Below are 25790 nucleotides of genomic sequence, written 5' to 3'. Positions count from 1 at the left end.
GGCGCATTATACGCACTTTGATTTGCCCGGAAGACGGCCTCCTGGCGGTTTGCAGGTCTGGTCGGGGAAGACATAATGGAGCGCTTTCGAGTGTGTGACCTGCGTCCCATTGGACCCGCACACCCCATCGACAAACTGCAAGGAATGACCGTGAGCCAAGCATTGATCGCCGCACTGCAAGATCCGGCCCTCTACCCACATTCGGTCGACGGCTTCCGGATCATCGAAACCCATATCTCATGGGTCATCCTCACTGGCACCTATGCCTACAAAATGAAGAAGCCGGTGGATTTTGGCTTTCTCAACTTTACCGACCTGACGGCTCGCAAGCATTACTGCAACGAAGAGCTGCGTTTGAATCAACGAATGGCGCCAGACATTTATCTGCGCGTCCTGCCTATTACCGGCAGCGTTGACGCCCCGGTGATCGACGGCAACGGCGAGCCGATCGATTACCTTCTGCAAATGCGCGAGTTTCCGCAGGCTCAACTAATGGCCGAAGTGCAGGCACGCGGCGAGCTGACCGACGCACATATCGATGCCCTCGCCGAGCAGATTGCCCAATTTCATCTGAGCACTCCTCAGGTGCCGGCCGGCCACTCGCTGAACAGTGCCGACGCGATCGTTGCGCCGATGCGGCAAAACTTCGAGCAGATCCGCCCCTTGCTGAGCGAGCAGTCCGACCTGCAACAACTCGACGCGCTACTCGCCTGGACCGAAACGAGCATTGCCCGCCTGCAACCGCTGCTGGAGCAGCGCACCCAGCACGGTTTCATCCGTGAATGCCATGGTGACCTGCACCTGGGCAACGCAACGATCATCGACGACAAGGTCGTGCTGTTCGATTGCATTGAATTCAACGAGCCCTTCCGCCTGATCGATATCGCCTCTGACGCGGCGTTCCTGGCGATGGACCTGGAAGACCGTGGCCTGAAGTGCCAAGCACGTCGTTTCATCAACGGCTGGCTGGAGCGCACCGGAGATTACGCCTCGCTCGAATTGCTCAGCCTGTACAAAGCCTATCGGGCGATGGTTCGTGCCAAGGTCAGCCTGTTCCGGCTGTATCAGGAGCAGGACGCGGTACAGCGCCGCGTGATCCTGCGCCAGTACCGCAGCTACGCCAATCTGGCCGAAAGCTACAGCGCCATTCCTTCTCGCTTTCTCGCCATCACCCATGGCGTCTCGGCAGTGGGCAAAAGCCAGGTTGCGCTACGTCTGGTCGAGGCGCTGGGCGCCATCAGGTTGCGTTCGGACGTCGAGCGCAAGCGGTTGCATGGTGAGCAGCCGCAAGCCCTTGCCGCTGAGCTGGACGCAGGTATTTATAGCGCCGAAGCGGGCGAATCGACCTACCAGCGGCTGCACTCAGTGGCTGAGACCGCACTGAATGCCGGCTTTTCGGTGGTGATCGATGCGACCTATCTCAAGCAGCAGCAGCGTCAGTCGGCGTGGCAAGTGGCTGAGTCGACTGGCGTCCCGTTCCTGATCCTCACGTGCGAAGCGCCCGAGGCGGTGATCGAACAATGGCTTACCCAGCGGCAGGCCGAAGGCGGTGACCCATCCGACGCGACCATGGCCGTGGTCAAGGCGCAACAGGCCGCCCGCGAGCCGCTGACCGAACGCGAACAGTTGCTCAGCCGCCAGATCAACACACCCGAGGCAGGCAGCCTCGACAACCTTGTCAGTGCGGTTCGCCAACGGCTGCCAGGGCTCTAACGCACGGATACGACATCCCGCAGGCGCAACCGACGGCATTCACGCACCGCTACGGGCAGAACCCGGCGGTGCTTCTATACTTGGCGATGCCTGTCTGCGGAAGTCGACCATGCCACACTGCGCTCTGCCTTTGCTGCCGGACCATCGCCATGGGTGACAGCGTCCGGCTTTTTTCGATTCGCTCCGACGAGTATGCACAGTTCCGCCCTACCTATCCGGACGACCTGTTCCGCTGGCTCGCCGAGCGGAGCCCACGACGTCGCTATGCCTTGGATGTCGCGGCTGGCAGCGGCCAGGCGACGCTTCCTCTGCTGGAACATTTCGAGCAGGTTCTTGCCTGCGATGCCAGCCCTCACCAACTGACCGGCAGTTCGGGCTGGCGGTCCGCAACGCGCTTCGCTGCCCAGGCCGAGCGGCTGCCGTTGCGCGATGGTATGGCCGATCTACTGGTCGTCGCGCAGGCGTTGCACTGGTTTGCTACCCCGGCGTTCTTCGCCGAGGCAAAGCGAGTACTCGCGCCCGACGGCTTCTTCTGCGCCTGGTGCTATTCCCTGCTTCGTATCGAACCGAGGCTGGATGCGGTCATTGCTCGTCTGCATTGCGAAACGCTGAACGGCTACTGGCCACAAGGGCGCGCCAGTGTCGACGCAGGCTATCGCGATATCCATGCGCCATTCGAAACCCTCGAGCCTCCGGACTTCGCAATCGAGGCCCATTGGAATCTGCGCCAACTGCTCGGCTATATGCGGACATGGTCAGCCGTGAAACAGTGGCAAAAAGCTCATGGGAACGATCCGATAACTCAGCTCGCACCCGAACTCGCGCAGCGCTGGGGCGATCCGGAGCGACAGCGCAGAGTTCGCTGGCCGCTTCACTTCCTTGCCGGCTATCCGGGCCGATAGGAGCAACCGTGCACGACGAGCTGCTGACCCTGAAAAACCTCGGTAAGACATCCGCGCAATGGCTGCACGCCTCGGGTATCCATACAGCCGAGGACTTGCATCGGCTCGGCGCGGTCAACGCTTACCAGGCGGTCAAGTCACGAGGATTCAACGCATCACGCGTGTTGCTTTATGCCATCGAAGGGGCATTGCGTGACATGAACTGGAAGGAGCTTCCGGATACGCTCAAGAATGAGTTGAACCAGCGGCTCAATGGCGGCGACGCTGGAGACAAGAGCTAGCTCACAACCTCTACGTAGCGTGATTTACTCCTACCCCTCGGCAGCATTATCGTGAGTGTGCACATCGCTCAACCGTTCTGAGCCCGCTGTTCAAGGACTGTCGTCATGTATCTACTCGGGGAACAACCGGCTTATGCCGATCAGCTGATCAACCGCTTGCAGGGGATCCCCGCGCAACTTCTGGAAGGCCTGGCACCTACTGCCCCACCTATCGAAATCAAGGGTTCTGACGATCTCACCGATGAATTGCCCGAACAGCAACTGTTCATCATCGAGAGCGGGCTACTGCATGCGCTCGTTGATGAACGACCGTTGTTCTATATGCAGGAAGGGGATCTTCTCGGCCTTCGCCAAGGCATCGACTTGCCAGCTTGTCGTTATCGCAGCGACGAATCGATCCGTCTGATTCCGTATTCACGAAGCGCGGTGTTTCAACATATCCATGCCGATCAGCGCCGACAGGAGCTCTTTACGCAATATCTCATCGGCCAGACGGTACTGTTATCCGATGCGCTGGCCCGCCTGAAGCAGCCCGAAGTTCATCCGACGACCGGATTCCAGCATTTTGCTGCTGGCGAAGAGCTGATTCGTCAGGGCGACGATGCAGACAATGTATTCATCATCATCGAGGGACACGCCGAAGCGATTGTCGACGGCCAGAAGGTCGGCGATGTCCAGCGCGATGAAATCTTCGGTGCCATGGCTGTGTTCACCCACGAAAAGCGCAGCGCGAGCGTTGTCGCCACGTCCGCCTGCACGGTCATGCTGATTCCCAAGGATCAATTCCTCAGCTTGATGCAGAACAACCCGAAGATCGCGCATAGCCTGATAGAAAGCATGGCCAGGCGGATCGACCTACTCAACAAGGAAGTCACCCAGTTGCGCCTGCCAATCTCCGCTTGAGCGCGCAACGAAGCCGATTCGTTCTGGGCGGAAATTATTTCGAATCAGCTGTTGACGTCGAAATGAGAATTGTTACTATTAGCACCACTGGTCGAGAGATCAGTTGGTAAGCTGGAAGGCCAGGCAGTCGGACTTTCAGGTTATCTCCTCATCAGGCTAATCACGGTTTTGACCCGGCTCTTGCCGGGTCTTTTTTTTGCCCGAAATAAATGCCTGCCGGCTCGCATGCTTGCTACTGCAACTTCGTACCAAACTCGGCGCAATGGTCCTGCTGCGGCTGGGCCGGTGTAAACCAAACGATATCGGCCTGCTCCGCGCTCAAGGCCTCGCCCACCTCGGCTAGCATCAGGACCTTCGTGTCGCGATTCACCAGATGCAAGGGCGCGCCAAGGTCACGCCGCACATGAAATGCTCCCGCCAGCAACACCGCAGGCTTCGGGGCCGCGTTCAGTTGGTCGGCCATTCGGCGGTCGCGCTGCTGTTGCACGGCCAACATTGCTGGCAGCTGGGCCTCAGGCAGCATGTTGCAATGAGAAACGCGTATCTGCGCCAGCAGTTCCTTTTGCACAGGCTCTGCAGCTGCGACCCCCGTCAACTGCGGTTTGCGGCGGTAGATATCGGTGATCTCAGCGCGATCGAGATTCGCCGCCAGCATCGGATAAGGTTGCGCCAAGGCATACTCGACTACTGGCGCGTAAAGGTCCCAATCCCAGCCCTTTTGCCAATCCAGCGCTCCGGGCAGATCCGCCGGCCATTGCCCTCGCCCGATAGACGCCTGCACTCGCGCGACACGCTTCTGTTGATCCGGGTTGAGCATTTCCAATAGCAGGCTGCCCTGCTCGCGCCGCTGAGCCAGCGCCTGAAGAAACCAGCGCTGTAGGGCGTGATGGTCGGGGTTGTCATGGCGCTCACCAATCAATACCTGATCGACATCGGCCAACTCCCTTACCAGCTGCTGCGCCGAAAGCCGTTCGCCGCTGCGCAGATCTATGATCTGACCAAGGTCAGGATGCGCCAGGCCTTCTGGGCTCTGCCAGGACGGCAATGGCGGGATCGATTGACATGCAGTCAGCAGGATCATGGCAATAGACAACAAAAATCGCATCGATCACTCCTCAGCGCGCAATGACAAGCGGGTGCCCCCGCTCAGGGTGCTGCTGTATCAACACATCCAGGCCGAATACCGACTTCAGCGGTTCTGCACGCAGCACCTGCTCGGGCGCACCACTTAACCGCGCCCGCCCGTCCGCCAGCAGCAACAGGTGATCGCAATAGCGTGCCGCAAGATTCAGATCATGCAGAATCACCATGACCGCGCCGCCCTGCTCCGCGAACTGCCGGACGGCCTGCAGAATGCCGTGCTGATGCAATGGATCGAGCATGGCTGTGGGCTCGTCCAGCAGCAGGACCTGCCCGGCGCCACCTGGCCACAACTGCGCCAGCACGCGCGAAAGGTGCACGCGCTGCTGCTCTCCGCCCGACAGCGCCAGATAACTGCGGGCTGCCAAGTGCTGCGCATCCGCAGCCTGCAGCGCAGCAGCGACGATCCGTCTGTCTAGGTCTTGGCCACTGGCGTGGGGCAACCGCCCGAGGCTGACCACTTCGTCGACACGAAAACCGAAACTCAGCGTCGACGTCTGCGGCAGCACCGCCAGACAGCGTGCCCGCTCAGGCCCATCCCAGTCATGCAGCGACCGTTGATGCAGCTGCACCTCACCGGCGCTGATCGCCAGCTCACCGCTCAGTGCCCCAAGCAAGGTGCTTTTACCAGCGCCGTTGGGGCCCAACACGCCCAGAACCTTGCCTGACGCCAATTCGAGATCGATGTTCTCAAGCACGGTCATGGCGCCGCGACTGACCGAAACATTCCGGGCGCAGAGCATCAGCGACGCCCTCGTAGCAACAGATAAAGGAAGAAAGGCGCGCCCAGTAGCGCGGTGACGATGCCGATCGGCAACTCCGCAGGCACCAGTACGAGCCGCGCCAGCAGATCGGCCAGCAGCAGCAAACTGCCGCCAGCCAGCGCCGAGGCCGGTAGCAGCAATCGGTGGTCGGGTCCGACCAACAGACGTACCAAATGGGGCACCACCAACCCAACGAACCCGATCATGCCCGCTGCAGCCACTGCCGCCCCCACGCCCAGTGCAGTACAAAAGACCAGCTCGCGCTTGAGCCGCTCGACGTCGAAACCCAGATGACGCGCTTCGGATTCGCCCAGCAGCAGCGCATTCAGCGCTCGGGCACGGCGTGGCAGCCAACACATCACCGCCACCGTGACCAGCAGTAACGGCCAGAGCCGCGCGTAACTTGCACCGTTGAGACTGCCAAGATTCCAGAACGTCAGCGTGCGCAGCGTGCTGTCATCGGCAAGGTAGGTGAACAGCCCGATCATGGCGCCCGCCAGCGCAGTCAGCGCGATGCCCGCGAGCAGCATCGTGGCGACATCGGTGCGTCCCTCGCGACGCCCCAGGCGATAGACCAGCGCGGTAACCCCGAGGCCACCAACAAATGCACTAAGCGACAGCAGATAGGGTTCCAGTAGCGGTGAAATGCCGCCGATCAGTTCGCCCCCAACGATAGTCATTGCCGCGCCCAATGCGGCACCACTCGAGACGCCGATCAGTCCGGGATCTGCCAGTGGATTGCGAAACAAACCCTGCATGGCGACGCCGGCGAGCGCCAATACAGCGCCTGCAGCCATCCCGAGCAAGGCCCGCGGCAAACGTATCTGCCCCAGGATAAGTTCGGCCTGCGCTGTACCCTCGGCGCCAAACGAGAGACCCAGCAGACGCAGCATGGCCTGCAGAGTTTCACCGAGCGACAGGCTGACCGGCCCCAATGCCAGCGATAGCCAGAAGGCAATCAGCCACAACAGGCCCAACGAAAGGAACAGGGGGCGTGCGGTCAGCACAGGGCTCATCGAGAGTGTCGCCAGTCGGAGTTCGGGCGAAGGATAAAAGCCAGCCAGTCGGTCCGCCACCTTTAATCCGCCTTGGTCTCCACCGATCCGAGCGCCTGAGTGATAATCCCGGGCTGACAGGGGGACACATGATTCGATTATGCGCCGCGAGCGATATCGCCGAAGGCCAGAGCAAAGGCTTGGAAGTACAGGGGCAGCGCCTGCTCGTCATACGCAAGGACGACATCGTGCATGTCTACGAGAACCGCTGTCCGCATCGAGGGATACCCTTGGAATGGGTTCCGGACCAGTTTCTCGACACTAGCGGCAGCCTGATCCAATGCGCCACTCATGGCGCGCTGTTCCTCATCGAGAGCGGCGAGTGCGTAGCCGGCCCCTGTGCCGGTCAAGCCCTTCGAGCACTGCCGAGCACCGAGCGCGACGGCATCATCTGGTTGCAAAACGCGCGGTAGTGCGACGTTGCGCCCAGGCGACGATTCGCCACGTTGGGTATCATTCGTCCACTGCCCCAAGTGAGATGACCATGCGCCGTTTGCTGTGTCTGCTGATCCTGCTATTCACCCTTCCTGCCACTGCGGGCCTGTTCGATGGTCGCCCCAGTGCCACCCTGGGCGGTCTGGACAACAGCGCCGACTTTCTACCGGTGCGTGAAGCCTTCCGCCTGAGCCTGGTGGACGCAACGCCCGAGCGGATCAAACTGCGCTTCATCGGCGCCGAGGGCTACTACCTCTACCGGCATCGTTTTCAGTTCAAGGCGAGCGACGCCGGTGTGATTCTCGGCGACGCTCAGCTTCCGCCAGGCGAGCAGAAGACCGACGAGTATTTCGGTGAGGTCGAAGTCTATTACGGCATACTTGACGTCGAACTGCCGGTGCGGAACCCCGACAACAGACCCTTCACGCTGCAGGTCGGCTACCAGGGCTGCGCCGACAAGGGGCTGTGCTATCCACCGGAAACCGAGTCGTTCGAGATCGCCGCAGGTGGCACTCCGGCCCCGGCTGCACCCAGCGCCACCCACGATACCGGCGGCGATGCCCTGTCCTGGCGCTCGGTGGCGCTGTTCTTTCTCGCCGGCCTGGGCCTGACCTTCACGCCTTGCGTGCTGCCGATGCTGCCGATCCTTTCCGGCGTGGTGCTGCGCGGACAACCCGGCGGCATGCGCAGCTTCCTACTGTCGCTCGCCTACGTATTGCCGATGGCCGGCGGATTTGCCCTGCTGGGCGCACTGATGGGCGTGTTCGGCGCCGAACTGAATTTGCAGGCGCGTCTGCAATCACCCTGGGTCCTGGTGCCCTTCGCGCTGTTCTTCGTGGCCTTCGCGCTGGCGATGTTCGGTCTGTACGAACTGCGCCTGCCACACGCACTGAGCAGTCGTCTCGATCGTCTGGCCGGTAACGCCAAGGGCGGCTCATTCACGGGCGCCGCCCTGCTAGGCGGCGTCTCCAGTTTGCTGGTCTCTCCGTGCGTCTCGGCGCCGTTGGCCGGCGCCCTGCTGTATATCAGCGCCAGCGGCGATGCCCTGGGCGGCGGCTTGAAACTGTTCGCGCTGGGCCTGGGCATGGGCGCCCCGCTGGTACTGTTCGCCACCAGTGGCGGTGCGCTGCTGCCCAAGAGCGGCCCCTGGATGATCAGCGTACGCAACACCTTCGGCGTTCTGCTGCTCGCCGTGGCGGTCTGGATGCTCGAACGCGTGCTGCCGGGTCCGTTGGCGTTGGCGTTGTGGGGGTTGCTGGCCGCCGGTACGGCGTTGTTTCTGGGCACCCTTGAACTCGCTCCCAAGACACCACAACAGAAGCTCGCGCAGCTGCTTGGCCTGGTTTTGCTGGTCTATGCCCTGGCCGCGTGGATCGGCGCATTACAAGGCGGCTCCGATCCGTTGCGGCCGCTGCCACGTACCACGCTCGCCGCAGGCAGCGGGCCCGCGCAAGCCGAAAACTGGCACACCCTGTCGACACCAGCGGAACTCGACGCACAACTCGCAGCCGCTCGCACTGCGGGAGAGCCGTTGATGCTCGACTGGTATGCCGACTGGTGCATCAGCTGCAAGGTGATCGAACGCGAAGTATTTGCCGACCCGCTGATCGCGCCTCGCCTGGCCGACTACCGCCTGATCCGCTTCGACATCACCGAAAGCAATGCGCAGCAGCGCGCACTTCTCGATCGCTACAAACTGTTCGGCCCACCGGCCGTCCTGTTCTTCGATCGCAGCGGCCAGGAAATCTCCGATGCCCGTGTCGTCGGCGAAATCGACGTAGCTCAATTCGCTGAACGGTTGAACCGCGCGGAAGCATTGCGCTAGCGCCTGCCCCGCTTCGCCGCGATCACAGCGAAACGGGATTACGCCCAGCAACCTTGCGGCAATCTCCACTCATAATGCGGGCATTTACGCCGATCGCAGCATGACTGGACAGTCAGCCCCCGCTTCGTGCATAGTTTTTCCCCTTCCCGATCAGCCCCACCTTACTGGCGCGATCGGACACAACAACAAGGAATATTCATGGCGACGTTTCTGGTCCTTCACGGCCCGAATCTGAATTTGCTCGGCACCCGCGAACCGGGCGTCTACGGCTCGATGACGCTGGCGCAGATCAATCAAGATCTAGAGCAGCGCGCGCGTGATGCCGGCCACCATCTGCTGCACCTGCAATCCAACGCCGAATACGAATTGATCGAGCGCATTCACGCCGCTCGCGATGAGGGTGTCGATTTCATCCTCGTTAATCCTGCCGCCTTCACACATACAAGTGTCGCGTTACGTGACGCGTTGCTGGCAGTGAGCATCCCATTCATCGAAGTGCACCTCTCAAACGTGCACAAACGTGAACCTTTCCGCCATCACTCCTACTTTTCGGATGTCGCGGTAGGTGTGATCTGCGGCCTTGGCGCCAGCGGCTATCGGCTGGCATTGGAGGCCGCCCTGGAACAACTCGCTGCTTCCTGACGGGCCTGCGCGCAAGCATGCCGGGGCTCGATAAAGCGAGCGGCAACACCCTTTGAACTTACCTGGGAGTCAACGCTTCATGGATATTCGCAAAGTCAAGAAACTGATCGAACTGCTGGAAGAGTCCGGGATCGACGAACTGGAGATCCACGAGGGCGAAGAGTCGGTACGCATCAGCCGCCATAGCAAACAAGTGGCCATGCAACAGCCGATCTACGCACAGGCCCCCGCCGCACCAGCAGCGGCACCTGTGGCTGCCGCCCCGGTCGCTGATGCCGCTCCAGCTGCTCCGAAGCTGAACGGCACCGTGGTCCGCTCGCCGATGGTCGGCACCTTCTACCGCGCCTCCTCGCCGGAATCCAAGCCGTTCGCCGATGTTGGCCAGAGCGTCAAGAAGGGCGACATCCTCTGCATCGTCGAAGCCATGAAGATGATGAACCACATCGAGGCCGAAACCAGCGGCACCATCGAATCCATCCTGGTGGAGAATGGTCAGCCGGTCGAATACGACCAGCCGCTGTTCACCATCGTTTGAACCGCGGAGAGCCAGCGATGTTGGAAAAAGTATTGATCGCAAACCGCGGTGAAATCGCCCTGCGGATCTTGCGAGCCTGCAAGGAGCTGGGTATCAAGACCGTCGCGGTGCATTCCACTGCCGATCGCGAGCTGATGCACCTGGCCCTGGCGGATGAGTCCGTTTGCATCGGCCCGCCCCTTGCCACCAATTCATACCTGCACATCCCGTCGATCATCGCCGCGGCAGAGGTGACCGGTGCCACCGCCATTCACCCCGGCTACGGTTTTCTCGCCGAGAACGCCGACTTCGCTGAACAGGTGGAAAAATCCGGCTTCGCCTTCGTCGGCCCGAAAGCGGAAACCATCCGCCTGATGGGCGACAAGGTGTCCGCCAAGGACGCCATGATCAAATCCGGCGTACCCGTGGTTCCCGGCTCCGACGGCCCGCTGCCGGAAGACGAGAAGGAAGCCCTGCGCATCGCCCGTGAAGTGGGCTATCCGGTGATCATCAAGGCCGCAGGCGGCGGCGGTGGTCGCGGCATGCGCGTGGTGCACAAGGAAGAAGACCTGATCAAGTCAGCCAAGCTGACCCGCACCGAAGCCGGTGCTGCCTTCGGCAACCCGATGGTCTATCTGGAAAAATTCCTCGGCAACCCGCGCCACGTGGAAGTCCAAGTGCTTTCCGATGGCCAGGGCAACGCCATTCACCTGGGCGATCGCGACTGCTCCCTGCAGCGTCGCCATCAGAAGGTCCTGGAAGAAGCGCCAGCCCCTTACATCGATGAAAAGGCCCGGGCAGAAGTACTCAAGCGCTGCACCGACGCCTGCGTCGAGATTGGCTATCGTGGCGCCGGCACTTTCGAATTCCTGTACGAAGACGGGCGCTTCTACTTCATCGAGATGAACACCCGCGTGCAGGTCGAGCATCCGGTCACCGAGATGGTCACTGGTGTGGACATCGTCAAGGAGATGCTCAGCATCGCCGCTGGTAACAAGCTGTCGATCAAGCAGGAAGACGTAGTCATCCGCGGCCATTCGCTGGAGTGCCGGATCAACGCCGAAGACCCGGAGAAATTCCTCCCGAGCCCTGGCAAAGTCAAGCATTTCCACGCACCGGGCGGCAACGGCGTACGCGTCGATTCGCACCTGTACAGTGGTTATTCGGTTCCGCCGAACTACGATTCGCTGATTGGCAAGCTGATCACCTACGGCGCCACGCGCGAAGAAGCCATGGTGCGCATGCGCAATGCCCTGGACGAAATCGTCGTCGATGGCATCAAGACCAACATCCCGCTGCACCGGGATCTGGTTCGCGATGAAGGCTTCTGCAAGGGCGGCGTGAATATCCATTACCTGGAAAAGAAACTGGGTATGGATAAGCACTAAGCTGCAAGCGATATGATGTGCACCCGAAGGGAGCGGCATAGCCGCTCCCTTTCTTTTTCCTGCAGCTTGAGGCTTGTCGCCTGAAGCCGCTTTCGAAGGGAGCTTCGCATGCCCTGGCTACAACTTCGCCTCGCCATCGCCCCGGAACAGGCGCAATCCTACGAAGACGCCCTGCTCGGCGTCGGCGCGGTATCGGTGACCTTCATGGATGCCGAGGACCAACCCATTTTCGAGCCGGACCTGGGCACCACGCCGTTGTGGTCGCATACCCACCTGCTGGCCCTGTTCGAAGCCGATGTGGATGAAAGCAACCTGCTCGCGCACCTGCAGTTGCTGACCGGCGGTGAACTGCCCGATTACCAGTTGGAGCGCATCGAGGACCAGGACTGGGAGCGCAGCTGGATGGACAACTTCCAGCCCATGCGCTTCGGCCGTCGTTTGTGGATCGTGCCCAGCTGGCACGCCGCGCCCGAGCCAGATGCGGTGAACCTGTTGCTCGATCCCGGCCTCGCCTTCGGCACTGGAACCCACCCCACCACCGCGCTATGCCTGGAATGGCTGGATTCTCAAGAGCTGACCGGCCTGCAGGTGCTGGATTTCGGTTGCGGCTCGGGCATTCTTGCCATTGCCGCGCTGTTGCTGGGTGCTGACAAGGCGGTTGGTACCGATATCGATATTCAGGCCATCGAGGCGTCCCGTGATAATGCCGGACGCAACGGCATCGACCCTGCACGCTTCCCGCTGTATCTGCCCGAGCAGTTGCCGGAAGGCCAGTTCGACGTCGTGGTCGCCAATATCCTGGCGGGGCCGCTGGTGGAACTGGCACCACGGATCATCGAGCGCGCCAAACTCGGCGGTCGCCTGGCTTTGTCTGGAATTCTGGTCGAACAAGCCGAAGAGGTTCGCGCCGCCTACGCGGGCCACTTCGACCTGGACCCCACCGCTGAAAAAGACGGCTGGGTGCGGATTACGGGAATTCGACGCTCTTGAACAAAGCGTCGAATCGCGGCAGTAGTGCCGCGATTTCCGTTGCGAGACGCCACTGCCGTTCATCGATGCGCATGCGCTAGACTACGGGCATTTTTCGCCGGACCAACGCATGACCAGCTTCGTCACTCAGTGTCCTCATTGCCGTACAAGCTTTCGTGTCAGCCGCGCTCAACTCGCAGCTGCCCAAGGCGTGGTGCGTTGCGGCGCTTGCATGGAACTGTTCAATGCAGCCCGCTACCTGCAAGGGGACGATATCGCGAGCGACGTTGTCGCTGATCCGACGGTAGCCAGCCAGCCCTCCCGCAGCGAACCGGCACCGACTCACGCGACGTCACCCGCGCATCCCACCACTGACGAAACGCTCTGGATCCACGATGACCTTGATCTGGACAGCCTCGACCTGGATGAGGAACTGGCGAAGCTCGAACGCCAGGAATTGGAGTTGTCGCGAGATTTTCTGGAGCTGGAGCCACGGCCTGACGAACGCCTGCGCACCCCAACGGATGAACTCTCGTCGGCCGATGACGAGGCCTGGGCCGAGCAGCTGCTGAGCGCGGAAACCGACACACCGACAAACCACAACCGAACGCAAGCGGAGCCAGCGCTCACGACAGAGCCATTGTCCCAGACGACCGATCTTCGCTTTACACCGGTAAGCGCCGAACATCCCGCGCCGCCAAGTCCACTGACAAACCGGCCCGTTCCGCTGAACGAGAACCCCGATTCACGGGAGCGCGTCGAGCCCGTCTTCAACAGACTGATCGAGCCGGAAGTCGCGACCGAACCGGGCGACGCGGAGCAGGCTCCGGAGCGAACGACCCGCAGGAACCGTGAGGACCCGCTGTTCGAACTCGACGACGAGCCACTGCAACTCGGCTGGGAGGCGCACCGCCGCCCCTGGGGACGCTGGCTGGGCTGGGGCCTGCTGAACCTGATCGCCCTGCTTGCGCTCGCTGGCCAATATGTTGCGTACAACTTTGATGAAGTGTCGCGACAGGACCAATATCGCCCATGGCTGGCGCGAATCTGTCCCGCTCTGGGCTGCGAGCTGCCACCCAGGGTCGATATCAGCCAGATCAAGAGCAGCAATCTGGTGGTGCGCAGCCACCCCGACTTCGCCGGAGCGCTAGTGGTCGATGCGATCATCTACAACCGCGCGTCGTTCGCCCAACCGTTTCCGCTGCTGGAAATCCGCTTCGCCGACATCAACGGGCAGACACTGGCGCAGCGCACGTTCAAACCTGGCGAGTACCTGTCGGGGGAGCTTGCCGGTCGGCGGGAAATGCCATCGCAGATTCCCATTCATATCGCCCTGGACATCCTCGACCCAGGCGCAAAGGCAGTTAACTACAGCCTGAGCTTCCGCTCGCCGGATTAGGGCCAAGCACGCTATAGCCTCCGCCGCCTGTCGTATCGGCGTGCCATTCCTTGCGCTGGTTATAAGCTTAGGGCTGCTCAGATTTTGTTCAAAACAACCTTTAACCCGTCATCCGGAGCGGGTATTATGCACACCCTTTTTTGCTGTCCCGATCGACCTAACAAGCAGGCTCCAAGCAGGGAATCTTCATGTCAGCGGTACGCATCGGCCCCTATACCCTTCCGAATCGATTGATCCTCGCACCCATGGCCGGTGTGACCGATCAGCCGTTCCGCCAGCTTTGCCGGCGTCTCGGCGCAGGTCTGGTGGTGTCGGAAATGGTGACCAGTGACGTACGCCTTTGGAACAGCCGCAAATCGCGATTGCGCTTGCTGCATGAAGGTGATCCGGAGCCGCGTTCGGTGCAGATCGCGGGTGGCGATCCGCAGATGCTGGCCGAAGCCGCCGCTCGCAATGTCGAGCTGGGCGCGCAGATCATCGACATCAACATGGGCTGCCCGGCGAAGAAGGTCTGTAACAAGGCCGCCGGATCGGCGTTGATGAAAGATGAAAGGCTCGTCTCGGAAATTCTGGAAGCCGTCGTCGGTGCGGTTGATGTTCCGGTGACCTTGAAGATCCGCACCGGCTGGGACAGGCAGAACAAAAACGGACTGACGGTGGCGAAGATCGCCGAACAATCCGGAATCGCAGCCCTGGCCGTACATGGCCGTACCCGTGCCGACCTTTATACGGGCGACGCCGAGTACGACACCATCGCGGCGATCAAGCAGGCGGTGTCGATACCGGTGTTTGCCAATGGAGATATCGATACGCCGCTCAAGGCGCGTCAGGTGTTGAGCGCAACAGGTGCCGATGCACTGTTGATTGGTCGAGCGGCACAGGGCAGACCCTGGATCTTTCGCGAGATCAATCACTACCTGGCGACCGGCGAGCTGCTGGCTCCGCCGGGTCTGACCGAAATCGAAGACGTTCTGCTGGAACACCTGAGCGCGCTACACGCCTTCTATGGCGATGTCATGGGTGTGCGCATCGCGCGCAAGCATGTCGGCTGGTATCTCGCAACACTATCCGGCGCGCGTGAATATCGCGCCCGGTTCAATGGTTTGGAAGACAGGGACGCGCAATGCGCCAGTGTTCGAGCATTCTTTGCCGAACGCCGAACAGGCCCTGACTCGGGGGAAGGGAAAGGGGTGGCTGCATGACGCTGTTGAACGAAACACTGGTAACTGGAACAACATCCGTGAGCGACAACGTGAACCTCAAGCAACACCTCAACACGCCAAGCGAAGCAGGCCAGACCCTGCGTGGCAGTGTCGAGAAGGCGTTGCACAATTACTTTGCCCATCTGGAAGGCGCGGACGTCACGGACGTTTACAACCTGGTCCTTTCCGAAGTGGAAGCACCACTGCTCGAAACCGTAATGAATTACGTCAAGGGCAACCAGACCAAGGCCTCCGAACTGCTGGGCCTGAATCGCGGCACCCTGCGCAAGAAACTCAAGCAGTACGATCTGCTGTAAGCCGAACCAAAAGCTGGAAGCCGGACGTTTCCAGCCTCGGCATACGGCTCGACTTCTAGCTTCTAGCTAGCTGCCCCGAATCCGCCTCCATCGACTGGAATAAAGATGACCGACCATTCCCTCCGCCTTCCCGTCCGCCGCGCGCTGATCAGCGTGTCCGACAAGACCGGCGTCGTTGAATTCGCCCGTGAACTCGCCACCCTCGGTGTCGAGATCCTGTCCACTGGCGGCACCTTCAAGCTGCTGCGCGAGAACGACATCGCCGCCGTCGAAGTCGCAGACTACACCGGCTTTCCGGAAATGATGGACGGGCGGGTCAAGACCCTGCATCCGAAGATCCACGGCGGCATTCTTGGCCGTCGCGATCTGGACAATGCGGTCATGGCCGAGCACGGCATCGCCCCGATCGATCTGGTCGCGGTCAATCTCTACCCGTTTGCCGCCACCGTCGCAAAACCCGGCTGCACGCTTCCGGACGCCATCGAGAACATCGATATCGGCGGTCCGACCATGGTTCGTAGCGCTGCGAAAAACCATAAAGACGTGGCCATCGTGGTCAATGCTGATGACTACGCCGACGTCATCGAGAATCTGCGCAACGGCGGCCTGACCTACGCGCAGCGCTTCGATCTGGCACTCAAAGCCTTCGAACACACCGCATCCTACGACGGCATGATTGCCAACTACCTGGGCACCATCGACCAGAGCGTCGACACCCTTTCCACCGAAGGCCGCAGCCTGCTGCCTCGCACCCTCACCACGCAGTTCGTCAAGGCGCAGGACATGCGCTACGGCGAGAACCCACACCAGATCGCCGCCTTCTACGTCGAGCAGCCCGATGAAGCCTGCGTCGCGACCGCTACCCAACTGCAGGGCAAGGAGCTGTCGTTCAACAACGTGGCCGACACCGACGCCGCACTGGAATGCGTAAAAAGCTTCGTCAAGCCGGCCTGCGTCATCGTCAAACACGCCAACCCTTGTGGCGTCGCCGTGGTGCCGGAAGACGAGGGCGGCATCCGCCAGGCCTACGAGCTGGCCTATGCCACCGACAGCGAATCGGCGTTCGGCGGCATCATCGCCTTCAACCGCGAGCTGGACGGTGAAACCGCCCGCGCCATCGTCGAGCGCCAGTTCGTTGAAGTGATCATTGCGCCGAGCGTATCCGCCGAAGCCCGTGAGGTTGTCGCCGCCAAGGCCAACGTGCGCCTACTCGAGTGCGGCCAATGGCCGGCCGAACGCGCACCGGGTTGGGATTACAAGCGGGTCAACGGTGGTCTGCTGGTACAAAGCCGCGATATAGGCATGATTACCGCGGACGATCTGAAGATCGTGACCCAGCGCGCCCCGACCGAGCAGGAGATCCACGACCTGATCTTCGCCTGGAAGGTGGCCAAGTTCGTCAAGTCCAACGCCATCGTCTACGCCAAGAATCGCCAGACCGTGGGCGTCGGCGCCGGCCAGATGAGCCGGGTCAATTCCGCCCGCATCGCCGCGATCAAGGCCGAACATGCTGGCCTGCCGGTACCCGGCGCGGTCATGGCCTCGGATGCCTTCTTCCCGTTCCGCGACGGCATCGACAATGCCGCCAAAGCCGGCATCACTGCAGTGATCCAACCGGGCGGTTCGATGCGCGACGCCGAAGTCATCGCCGCGGCAGACGAAGCCGGCATCGCCATGGTGTTCACCGGCATGCGCCACTTCAGACACTAATAACGGTCGCGCTCGGACAGGCATCTGCGGCGTTGTCCGGCCCTCCCCCATGCTCATGCCAGAAGGCAGCTCCGCTGGGTAAAGGGCCTGACGCCTTGCATCTACCGACCCGATTACGACCTCGAGATTCGTAGGTTGGGATGAGCGAAGCGATACCCAACGATCCGGCATCGTCCGGACCCGCCAGGAGATTTTTCATGAACGTACTGATCATCGGCAGCGGCGGACGTGAACACGCGCTGGCCTGGAAGGTGGCGCAGGACCCACGGGTGAATAAGGTGTTCGTCGCGCCGGGCAATGCCGGCACTGCGACCGAAGCCAAGTGCGAAAACGTCGACATCGACGTGCTGGCCATCGAGCAACTGGCGGATTTCGCCGAAAAGAACGTGCAGCTGACCATCGTCGGTCCAGAGGCGCCACTGGTCAAAGGTGTGGTCGACCTGTTCCGTTCGCGTGGTCTGGATTGTTTCGGCCCCACCGCCTCAGCCGCGCAGCTGGAAGGCTCAAAAGCCTTCACCAAGGACTTCCTTGCTCGTCACCAGATCCCTACCGCCGACTATCAAAACTTCACCGAGGTGGAGCCGGCGCTGGCTTATCTGCATGAGAAAGGCGCGCCCATCGTGATCAAGGCCGATGGCCTGGCAGCCGGCAAAGGCGTGATCGTCGCCATGACCCTGGCAGAAGCTGAAGAAGCCGTACGCGACATGCTCTCGGGCAACGCCTTCGGTGATGCCGGCGCACGCGTCGTGATCGAGGAATTCCTCGATGGCGAAGAGGCCAGCTTCATCGTCATGGTCGATGGCGAGAACGTCCTGCCGATGGCCACCAGCCAGGATCACAAGCGCGTCGGTGATGGCGACAGCGGGCCGAATACCGGTGGTATGGGCGCCTATTCGCCCGCTCCGGTGGTCACCGCCGAGGTTCACCAGCGTGTCATGGACGAGGTGATCTGGCCGACCGTCAAGGGCATGGCCGCCGAAGGCAATGTCTACACCGGCTTTCTCTATGCCGGCCTGATGATCGACAAGGCCGGCGCACCGAAGGTCATCGAGTTCAATTGCCGCTTCGGCGACCCGGAAACCCAGCCCATCATGCTGCGCCTGCAATCGAGTCTGGTGCTCCTGGTCGAGGCAGCACTGGCGAAGGCGCTGAATAAGATCGAGGCACAATGGGATCCTCGCCCGAGTCTGGGCGTCGTTCTCGCGGCTGGAGGCTACCCCGGCGATTACAGCAAGGGCGCGACGATTCGCGGCCTGGAGGCTGCAGCGCAACTGGAAGGCAAGATATTCCATGCCGGCACGACGCTGAAGGACGGCGCGATCACTACCTCCGGCGGACGCGTGCTCTGCGCAACAGCCATGGGCGAAACGGTCTCGGCAGCCCAGCAAAACGCCTACGCGCTGGCTGCACGCGTCGAATGGGACGGCCACTTCTACCGCCATGACATCGGCTACCGTGCAATTGCGCGCGAACAGGGCAAAAGCTGAGCGAGGAACTCGCTGGAATGTGCGCAACGGCAGACCTTATCTTCCGTTGCACGCATTACAGGGGCACATGGCGATGGCTATAATCTGCCGTCAGATAGATGAAGGGACTTCAATCGTGCGTCGACTTAGAGTCGCCATTGCTTTTGCCTTCAGTCTATTGCTGGCTGCGCTGTCGTCATTCGACGCGGTGGCCGAGCCACTCTCTTCCGACCCCGCTGCCGCCACGCAACAAACGGGACCCAATTGGCGACTGCTCATTGATCAGTCAGGCCTGCTTACGCTCGATGAGGTTCTGGATCAGCGCGGTCTGTTCCAGCGAATCGACACCCGCTCCTATGCTGCTCCGGCAAGCGACAGCGCCGTTTGGCTACAGGTGAGCCTCCCCCCCTTCACTCAGCCGAACTGGCTGTGGGTATTCGCCCCTCGTGTGCAATATCTCGACTTCTACCTGCTACGCGACGGGCAGCTCGAGCAACATATTGAAACCGGCGAGCTGAGACCGCTGGATTCGCGCCCTCTGCCGACGCGCGCCTACCTGTTCTCGCTGCCCAACGACGATGCGCCTCGCGAGGCCTACGTTCGGTTGCAGTCGTCGCACCCGATCATGACTTGGTTCTATACGATCGACGAAGCTGGGCTGGTCGAGCAGGCCCGCCCGGCGTACCTGTTCGGTGCGTTGTTCGGTGCCCTGGCGCTGCTGATGGTCTACAACCTGCTGCGCTTCGCCTACACGCTCAGTTACAGCCATGTATGGCTGGCCGTGCTACACGGCGCACTGCTGATCTGCGCCATGGCGAACCTCGGCTTGCTGGCTGTATGGATACCGAACCTGATCTATAGCCAACCATTGATTGCCGATATGGCGGCGCTGCTCACCTGCCTGTCCCTGCTTGCCTACACCTTTGGCTTCTTCCAGCACCGCACGCGATCCTGGGTGACGTGGCTGCTGGCGACGCTAGCAGGCGTTGTCATCGCGTTGGCGACCATCATATTGCTCACCGGCGAGTTGTGGTTCAGTTGGCTGATCTACGTCTCGGTATTGGTCACTGCGCTCAGCGTTACCGCGGTGGCGATCCATCATTGGCGGCAGCGCTATGAGCCCGCCAGGCTGGTAGTCGCCGGTATGCTGCTGTTCGATGGCGGCTTCTTATTCGTTCTGCCCATTCTGCTGGGCTTCGACCAGCTCGATCCCAACTGGCTGACCGGCATCATGTTCAGTGTCGCCACGTGCTCGGGTCTAATCCTCAGCTTCGCATTGCTGGAGCGGCAACGGCAGATCCAGGCCAACAGTCGCAATCAGCACACTGCTGAGGCGGTCACCAGCGCTGAGCTACGGACCAAGGCGGACTTCCTTGCCAAGATCAGCCACGAAATTCGCACCCCCATGAACGGGGTGCTGGGTATGAGCGAGTTGTTGCTGGACACTTCGCTGTCGGCCAAACAGCGCGATTACGTACAGACGATTCACAGCTCCGGCAACGAACTGCTCAACCTGATCAACGAGATCCTGGATATTTCCAAGCTGGAGTCCGGACAAATCGAACTGGACGATGTTCAGTTCGACCTCAATGCCCTGATCGAGGACTGTCTGAGTATCTTCCGGGCCAAGGCCGAGCAGCAGAAGGTCGAGTTGATCAGCTTTGTTCAGCCGCAGATTCCACATGTCGTCGCAGGCGACCCTACCCGTCTGCGCCAGGCCTTGTTGAACCTGCTCGAAAATGCCTTCAAGCAGACGGAAGAAGGCGAAGTCCTGCTGATCGCAGCGGTGGACGAGCACGAAGCGCCTCCGCGGCTGCGCATCACCGTGCAAGACAGTGGGCGGCCCTTGGAAGCGCAGGAACGCGATGCGTTGCTCAATGCTGCTCTGGATAGCCGCGACTTCCTCTCCGCAACCCGCCACGGCGGCCGACTCGGTCTGATCATCGCCAGACAACTCGTTCACTTGATGGACGGCGAGTTCGGCATCCAGACCGGCGGCATCTCAGGCAACACGTTATGGATAAGCCTGCCGTTGGGTGCCGAACTTACCGAACAACCCGCCAGCGATCTCGACAGCCAGCTGAAAGGGGCACGCCTGCTGGTAGTCGATGACAACGACACCTGCCGGAAGGTCATCAGCCAGCAGTGCAGCAGCTGGGGCCTGGACGTCAGTGCCGTGGCCTCTGGCAAGGAGGCGCTTGCCCTGCTCCGCACCAAGGCGCACCTGCACGAATACTTCGATGTCGTCCTGCTCGATCAGGACATGCCCGGCATGACGGGTATGCAGCTGGCCAGCAAGATCAAGGAAGACTTCAGCATCAACCACGACATTCTGCTGATCATGCTGACCGGTATGAGCAGCGCGCCGAGCAAGATCATTGCGCGCAACGCCGGAATCAAGCGCATCCTGGCCAAACCCGTTGCTGGCTACACCCTGAAAACGACCCTCGCCGATGAGATCTCTCGCCGCACCACTACCGTAGCCTCCACCGCCATTCAATCCAGCACACCGTTTTCGGTACCGGACGACTTCCTCATCCTGGTCGCCGAGGACAACAGTATTTCCACCAAAGTCATCCGAGGCATGCTGAACAAGCTGAACCTCAAGCCGGACACTGCCAGCAACGGCGAGGAAGCGCTCGAACTGATCAAGACGCAACCCTACGATCTGGTGCTAATGGACTGCGAGATGCCTGTCATGGACGGCTTCGAGGCGACCGCGAGGCTACGCGCCTGGGAGTCTTTGGCAGGTCGCCCGCGAACGCCTGTAGTGGCGCTGACGGCTCATATTCTCAGTGAGCATCGCGAGCGCGCCCGCGAAGCCGGCATGGATGGGCACATGTCCAAACCCGTCGAGATGTCGCAACTGCGTGAACTGATCGAACGTTGGGTAGATATCCGAGCGGCAGCCTCTGCGGATCGGCACAACCGCCCCTGATCATTGCTGGGAAATTGGCGACACGCTGCGCACATCCTCAATTACCAGGAGGCTTTCCGGTTGCGCCGGCATTCGTGAAGTATCCATCCGTAAATCCTGAGCAGGGACGGCGTAAGTCATCCGTCGCGTCAGCATGCGCAGTGCACTCATCAGCAGTGCGATCGCCAATCGCTCGCCGGGACAGCGATGCCCTGTCGCGGCATCGCCACCGCCCTGAGTGATGAAATTGAACGCACTGCCATCCCAGGTGGCGAAACGTTCGGGCCGAAACGCTTCAGGCTCAGTCCAGAGCCGCGAGTCCCGATTGGTCCCGTAGAGGTCCAGGAGCACTCGCGTACCTTTAGGGAAGTGATAGCCCCGCCATTCGAAATCCTTTCGCACGCGCGCCGCAGTGAAAGGAAAAAAGGCATGAAGCCGGCGAACTTCCTGTGCAAAGGGTTCCAGCGCAGCATCATCTCGCTGCAACCCCTGCTGCCACGCTGGATGCGCCAGCAATTCCAGCGCGGCGTAGATAATGAAGCGCGTAACCGCAACTGTCGGGCGCAACAGATTGAGCATTTCGACTGCCGCCGCTCTTTCATCAAGCGCCTTTCCGTCTAAATCGAGATACTGCGCAACCACGGCCAGCGCCCGAGTTTCATCGACCTGCAGTTCCCCGGCTCGCACTCGTGTGATCAGCTCGATCATCCAGTTTTCCGCCTCTTTACGCGCCTTGCGCGCGCGCAAGTGGCGGGCTCCAATACCACCCGCGCCATCGATCATGGCGGCCAGCTGATCACGACGCAGTAGTACATCACCCCCGGCGAGCGGTACGCCGGCCCACCCACACACCGAGCGGGTGAGAATCGCCTGGACCTCCGGCATGAGGACGATGCGGTCGCTACGCTGCCAGGTCTCGATGGCCGCCTGCCAATGGGTCTCGCTCAACCGCACCAGTTCGGCGACCGCATCGTCGGTCAGCAACGACATGAATAGTCGCTTGCGATGCCGATGGGCCTCACCATCCAGCCCCTGCACACCGCCTTGGCCAAACAGCGTTTTCTGCAGCATGCGCGGTGCGGCGTGCTGACGCTCGAATAGCTGCTCGTCGTAAAACAACCTCGCAGCCTCTTCGCCGCTCATGCAGATCGTGTTCTGTAGCAGCAGGCGGACCTGGAAGATGTCTGATCCCAGCCGCTGACATCGGCTGGGAATGAACGAGTACCCTTCGCTGAGCAGCGAAAGCGAACTCTCTGCTTGTAGATCACGCGGGATATCAGGCACTACTGTTTCCTCCCTTGATGTCAGGCCCTACGGTGGACCCCATCCCGTTGTCCCGGTGCCCGTTCCCGCTCACACCAATGCCAGAATGAACAAAACGCGCGCTCCGATGCCGATAAAAGACTGGCCGAACTATTCCGCGACGCTTGTGCCCCATTGTCCGAACCTTCGCTTCGAGGCATAAGCCGTCGCCAAGGAGCCAACCCAATGATGAAGAGGAGCGATGTCGTCTGGACCTTTGTCGGCATCACGGCGGTACTGCTTTCCGGCTATCTGCTCTATCAGGAAATTCACAATCTCTCGCTGGCCGAACTCACCGAAAGTCTCGAGGCCATCAGCTATCGGGACTGGCTGCTGGCTGGCCTGGCGACGCTTGGTGCTTACACCGCGCTGGCTTGGTATGACCGGATTGCCATAGCCCACCTGGGCAAGAACATCTCCTGGTGGTTCATCACGCTTTGCTCGTTCACCACCTATGCCCTGGCGCACAACGTGGGCGCGTCGGTGTTTTCCGGGGCGGTCGTGCGCTATCGCGCGTATCGCAGCAAGGGACTCAGTCCGCATGAGATCGGCGTATTGATCGTATTCTGTTCCCTCACGTTTTTTCTCGGCACCTTGCTGGCTGGGGGAGCCGTATTGATTCTGCGGCCGGATTTGCTGAGCAGGCTCATCGACGCAGACCCTTGGCTTTCGCTCGCCATTGGGACGTCCCTGCTGTGCCTGGTCGGTCTTTACGTGATTGGGGCCTGGCGACATTTCGCGCCCATGCATCTTGGGAAATGGCGAATCGATTACCCACGCCTTCCGATCGTCGGCAGGCAGCTGATTGCCGCACCACTGGAACTGGCCTGCGCGGCGGCAATCATCTACTTCGCGCTTCCCGACGCGCAGAACCCCGGCTATCTGGTGGTACTCGGAGTATTTCTCGCATCCTTCTCGCTGGCGTTGTTGTCCCATGCACCCGGCGGGCTCGGCGTACTCGAGGTGACCTTCATCGCCGCCTTGCCGGAGCTGCCTACCGCCGACGTCCTGGCTGCACTGATCGTATTCAGGGCCTTCTACCTTCTGCTGCCATTCGCCCTGGCGATATTGATCGTGATGGTATTCGAAGCCACCCAGTGGTCGGCAAAACGACGCACCGGCATCGGCTCCGGTCAGTAAACTACGGGAACACCACCATTGCAGTATGGCTATGTTCGCTCGCTCGGGTGATCATTCGCCTCCATTTCGAGATGAAACACGAAATCACATGACCGACACCCGTACCACCCGACCAGGCTCCGATCAACCGCCCGAGCACAAGCCACGGCCCTTGATGGATTTGGCGATCAGCATCGTGATCCCATCATTGATCCTGATGAAGCTTAGCGGCGAGAACCGCCTTGGCGCCGACGGCGCGCTTCTGCTGGCGCTGGCGTTTCCGCTCGGCTGGGGTCTGTTTGAACTGGCGAAATATCGTAAATTCAACTGGATCGCCCTGCTGGGCCTCGTCAGCGTGCTGCTTACCGGCGGCATCGGCCTACTGCAACTCGACCCCCAATGGCTGGCAGTCAAGGAAGCCGCAATTCCCGGCATCATCGGCATTGCGGTACTGGCCTCGACCCGCACCCGCTTCCCGCTGATCCGCACCCTGCTCTACAACCCCAAGGTGCTCAACGTCGACAAGGTTCACGAGCAGCTCGAGCGCAACGGGCAAACCGCTCACTTCGAAACGCGGCTGCTGCGCGCCACCTACTTTCTCAGCGGTACCTTTTTTTTCTCTTCTTTCATGAACTATGTACTGGCCAAATGGATCGTCAACAGCCCGGCCGGCAGTGAAGCCTTCAACGCCGAGCTGGGTCGCATGACCCTGCTCAGCTACCCTATGATCGCGATCCCGAGCATGTTGATGATGATGGCGATCTTCTATTACCTCTGGCGCACCATTCACGGCCTGACCGGCCTGCACCTCGAGGACATCATCGCCCCGCACGCGCACGCCGATCGGCGTGGTGGAAAATCCTGACCGCCTCGGCGATCACGCCGACATCAGCAGCATCCACAACGGCAGGCTGATCGCCGCGAGCATGGTCGAGAGAAACACCGTCGAACTGACCGCGCGGGTATCGTCCGGATTGGCCACGAAAGCCAGCACGTTCACGCCACTCGGACAGGCCGCCAGCAGCACCAGCACGCTACGTGCTTCATGACTCAGCCCGGGCAACAACCCACTGACGTACCACACCAGCAATGGAAACAAGCCCAGCTTGACGAGCGTCAGCGCCAACGCAGTAGGACTTGGACGCAGCCGATAGCGTGACAAACTGATACCCAGCACCAGCAGTGCGCAAGGCAACGCTGCCTGGGCCAGCCAATCAGCGATGCGCCATATCGACTGCGGCAGACCGAAGCCCGAAACGTTCAGCAAGGCTCCGAGCAACAGCCCCACAATGAGCGGGTTGGCGAGATTCTTCAGCAGCGCCGTGCCACTGACCTTCTGCCCCGAGCCGAACGCGCTGTAGAAGCTCTGCAGCGAAAACAGGATCAGGCTGTGAAAAACCAGGATTGCGAATACGTACACCAGGCTCGCCTGTCCGAGCAACGTGGTCACCAGCGGGATTCCGACCAGCACGTTATTGGAGTAGGCAGCCGTCAATCCCAGCGGCGAAGCGCGCCCCAGCAAACGATGCGCAATCAACCCTACGAAGATGAAGATGGCGAGCACCGGACCAAAATAGGCCAGCAATAGCATCGGAGACATGCCGTCGCTCAGCTGTGCGCGGGCGATACCGGTGAACAGGACGGCCGGCATGAACAACTTGAAAGTGATATTGGCGAGCCCGGCTGCCGCTTCACCAGCGAGCCAACCTCTCCAGCCCAGCAGATAGCCGAGCATGATCAAGCCAAAGATGGGCAGGATTGCCTCAAACACGACCACGCAGCTACTCCAACGACCGGTACGGCCTCATGCCGCCCCGTAAAAAGGTG

The 25790-nt window shown here is 61.0% G+C and carries 23 protein-coding genes; 18 read left to right on the top strand and 5 right to left on the bottom strand.

Annotated elements, in window-relative coordinates; all coding sequences use genetic code 11:
* Positions 1 to 150: 150 nt before the first annotated feature.
* From E0D86_RS10770 to E0D86_RS10755, 4 genes are all read left to right on the top strand, one after another.
* Positions 151 to 1713: a bifunctional aminoglycoside phosphotransferase/ATP-binding protein gene (locus E0D86_RS10770; protein ID WP_131649986.1), complete on the top strand. Its 1563-nt coding sequence runs from the start codon at positions 151 to 153 to the stop codon at positions 1711 to 1713.
* A 149-nt stretch (positions 1714 to 1862) separates the two neighbouring features.
* Entirely contained in the window at positions 1863 to 2615 is a 753-nt protein-coding gene (locus E0D86_RS10765; RefSeq protein ID WP_131649985.1) for a class I SAM-dependent methyltransferase, read from the top strand.
* 8 nt (positions 2616 to 2623) lie between these two features.
* Positions 2624 to 2896 (top strand): TfoX/Sxy family protein, encoded by a 273-nt coding sequence (locus tag E0D86_RS10760; RefSeq protein WP_131649984.1) that lies wholly within the window; start codon positions 2624 to 2626, stop codon positions 2894 to 2896.
* 105 nt (positions 2897 to 3001) lie between these two features.
* The gene (locus tag E0D86_RS10755) at positions 3002 to 3799 is read left to right on the top strand and encodes a cyclic nucleotide-binding domain-containing protein (RefSeq protein ID WP_131649983.1); all 798 of its coding nucleotides are present in this window, start codon (positions 3002 to 3004) and stop codon (positions 3797 to 3799) included.
* Positions 3800 to 4031: 232 nt separating this feature from the next.
* Here the strand turns inward: E0D86_RS10755 and E0D86_RS10750 are convergent, their stop codons facing one another.
* From E0D86_RS10750 to E0D86_RS10740, 3 genes are read right to left on the bottom strand one after another with little or no spacing between them, the layout of a single operon-like run.
* A complete protein-coding gene (locus E0D86_RS10750; RefSeq protein ID WP_131649982.1) occupies positions 4032 to 4904 on the bottom strand; it encodes a ChaN family lipoprotein in 873 nt (290 codons plus the stop codon).
* A gap of 10 nt (positions 4905 to 4914) precedes the next feature.
* Complete coding sequence (locus E0D86_RS10745) at positions 4915 to 5682, bottom strand: heme ABC transporter ATP-binding protein (protein WP_131649981.1); 768 nt, start codon at positions 5680 to 5682, stop codon at positions 4915 to 4917.
* Positions 5682 to 6665 (bottom strand): iron ABC transporter permease, encoded by a 984-nt coding sequence (locus E0D86_RS10740; RefSeq protein WP_165914232.1) that lies wholly within the window; start codon positions 6663 to 6665, stop codon positions 5682 to 5684. The genes E0D86_RS10745 and E0D86_RS10740 overlap by 1 nt, the downstream gene beginning before the upstream one ends.
* A gap of 182 nt (positions 6666 to 6847) precedes the next feature.
* On the opposite strand from E0D86_RS10740, the gene E0D86_RS10735 reads away from it, so the two are divergent.
* The 12 genes from E0D86_RS10735 (at position 6848) to E0D86_RS10680 (ending at position 21563) form a co-directional block, all read left to right on the top strand.
* Positions 6848 to 7171: a Rieske (2Fe-2S) protein gene (locus tag E0D86_RS10735; RefSeq protein ID WP_131649979.1), complete on the top strand. Its 324-nt coding sequence runs from the start codon at positions 6848 to 6850 to the stop codon at positions 7169 to 7171.
* A gap of 71 nt (positions 7172 to 7242) precedes the next feature.
* A complete protein-coding gene (locus tag E0D86_RS10730; protein WP_131649978.1) occupies positions 7243 to 9018 on the top strand; it encodes a protein-disulfide reductase DsbD in 1776 nt (591 codons plus the stop codon).
* A gap of 198 nt (positions 9019 to 9216) precedes the next feature.
* On the top strand, positions 9217 to 9660 hold the full coding sequence (gene aroQ / locus E0D86_RS10725; RefSeq protein WP_131649977.1) for a type II 3-dehydroquinate dehydratase: 444 nt from the start codon (positions 9217 to 9219) through the stop codon (positions 9658 to 9660).
* 79 nt (positions 9661 to 9739) lie between these two features.
* The gene (gene accB, locus E0D86_RS10720; RefSeq protein ID WP_131649976.1) at positions 9740 to 10195 is read left to right on the top strand and encodes an acetyl-CoA carboxylase biotin carboxyl carrier protein; all 456 of its coding nucleotides are present in this window, start codon (positions 9740 to 9742) and stop codon (positions 10193 to 10195) included.
* A 17-nt stretch (positions 10196 to 10212) separates the two neighbouring features.
* Complete coding sequence (gene accC / locus E0D86_RS10715) at positions 10213 to 11562, top strand: acetyl-CoA carboxylase biotin carboxylase subunit (protein WP_131649975.1); 1350 nt, start codon at positions 10213 to 10215, stop codon at positions 11560 to 11562.
* Positions 11563 to 11670: 108 nt separating this feature from the next.
* The gene (prmA, locus tag E0D86_RS10710) at positions 11671 to 12552 is read left to right on the top strand and encodes a 50S ribosomal protein L11 methyltransferase (RefSeq protein ID WP_131649974.1); all 882 of its coding nucleotides are present in this window, start codon (positions 11671 to 11673) and stop codon (positions 12550 to 12552) included.
* A 109-nt stretch (positions 12553 to 12661) separates the two neighbouring features.
* Positions 12662 to 13930 (top strand): DUF3426 domain-containing protein, encoded by a 1269-nt coding sequence (locus E0D86_RS10705; protein ID WP_131649973.1) that lies wholly within the window; start codon positions 12662 to 12664, stop codon positions 13928 to 13930.
* 188 nt (positions 13931 to 14118) lie between these two features.
* Positions 14119 to 15132, top strand: coding sequence for a tRNA dihydrouridine synthase DusB (gene dusB / locus E0D86_RS10700; protein WP_131649972.1), 1014 nt, complete (start codon positions 14119 to 14121; stop codon positions 15130 to 15132).
* Positions 15129 to 15449 carry a DNA-binding transcriptional regulator Fis gene (gene fis / locus E0D86_RS10695; RefSeq protein ID WP_131649971.1) on the top strand — a complete coding sequence of 107 codons (321 nt, stop codon included), beginning with the start codon at positions 15129 to 15131 and terminating at the stop codon, positions 15447 to 15449. Before dusB ends, fis begins: the two co-directional genes overlap by 4 nt.
* A 105-nt stretch (positions 15450 to 15554) precedes the next feature.
* Complete coding sequence (gene purH / locus E0D86_RS10690) at positions 15555 to 17159, top strand: bifunctional phosphoribosylaminoimidazolecarboxamide formyltransferase/IMP cyclohydrolase (RefSeq protein WP_131649970.1); 1605 nt, start codon at positions 15555 to 15557, stop codon at positions 17157 to 17159.
* Positions 17160 to 17356: 197 nt separating this feature from the next.
* Complete coding sequence (gene purD, locus E0D86_RS10685) at positions 17357 to 18646, top strand: phosphoribosylamine--glycine ligase (protein ID WP_131649969.1); 1290 nt, start codon at positions 17357 to 17359, stop codon at positions 18644 to 18646.
* A gap of 115 nt (positions 18647 to 18761) precedes the next feature.
* Positions 18762 to 21563: a hybrid sensor histidine kinase/response regulator gene (locus tag E0D86_RS10680; protein ID WP_131649968.1), complete on the top strand. Its 2802-nt coding sequence runs from the start codon at positions 18762 to 18764 to the stop codon at positions 21561 to 21563.
* Here the strand turns inward: E0D86_RS10680 and E0D86_RS10675 are convergent, their stop codons facing one another.
* Positions 21564 to 22826: a cytochrome P450 gene (locus E0D86_RS10675; RefSeq protein WP_131649967.1), complete on the bottom strand. Its 1263-nt coding sequence runs from the start codon at positions 22824 to 22826 to the stop codon at positions 21564 to 21566.
* A gap of 204 nt (positions 22827 to 23030) precedes the next feature.
* Between E0D86_RS10675 and E0D86_RS10670 the strand changes: the two genes are divergently transcribed.
* Both E0D86_RS10670 and E0D86_RS10665 read left to right on the top strand, forming a co-directional pair.
* Positions 23031 to 23984 (top strand): YbhN family protein, encoded by a 954-nt coding sequence (locus E0D86_RS10670; protein ID WP_131649966.1) that lies wholly within the window; start codon positions 23031 to 23033, stop codon positions 23982 to 23984.
* An 88-nt stretch (positions 23985 to 24072) separates the two neighbouring features.
* A complete protein-coding gene (locus E0D86_RS10665; RefSeq protein ID WP_131649965.1) occupies positions 24073 to 24828 on the top strand; it encodes a VC0807 family protein in 756 nt (251 codons plus the stop codon).
* Between the two features lie 12 nt (positions 24829 to 24840).
* Here the strand turns inward: E0D86_RS10665 and E0D86_RS10660 are convergent, their stop codons facing one another.
* Entirely contained in the window at positions 24841 to 25740 is a 900-nt protein-coding gene (locus E0D86_RS10660; protein ID WP_131649964.1) for an AEC family transporter, read from the bottom strand.
* Positions 25741 to 25790 lie beyond the last annotated feature (50 nt).

This window comes from Pseudomonas sp. IC_126 (assembly GCF_004331835.1).
In the GTDB taxonomy this organism is placed as follows: Bacteria; Pseudomonadota; Gammaproteobacteria; order Pseudomonadales; family Pseudomonadaceae; genus Stutzerimonas.
The sequence above is the reverse complement of the archived record's forward strand: the minus strand, read 5'-3'. Positions and strand labels throughout refer to the sequence as shown.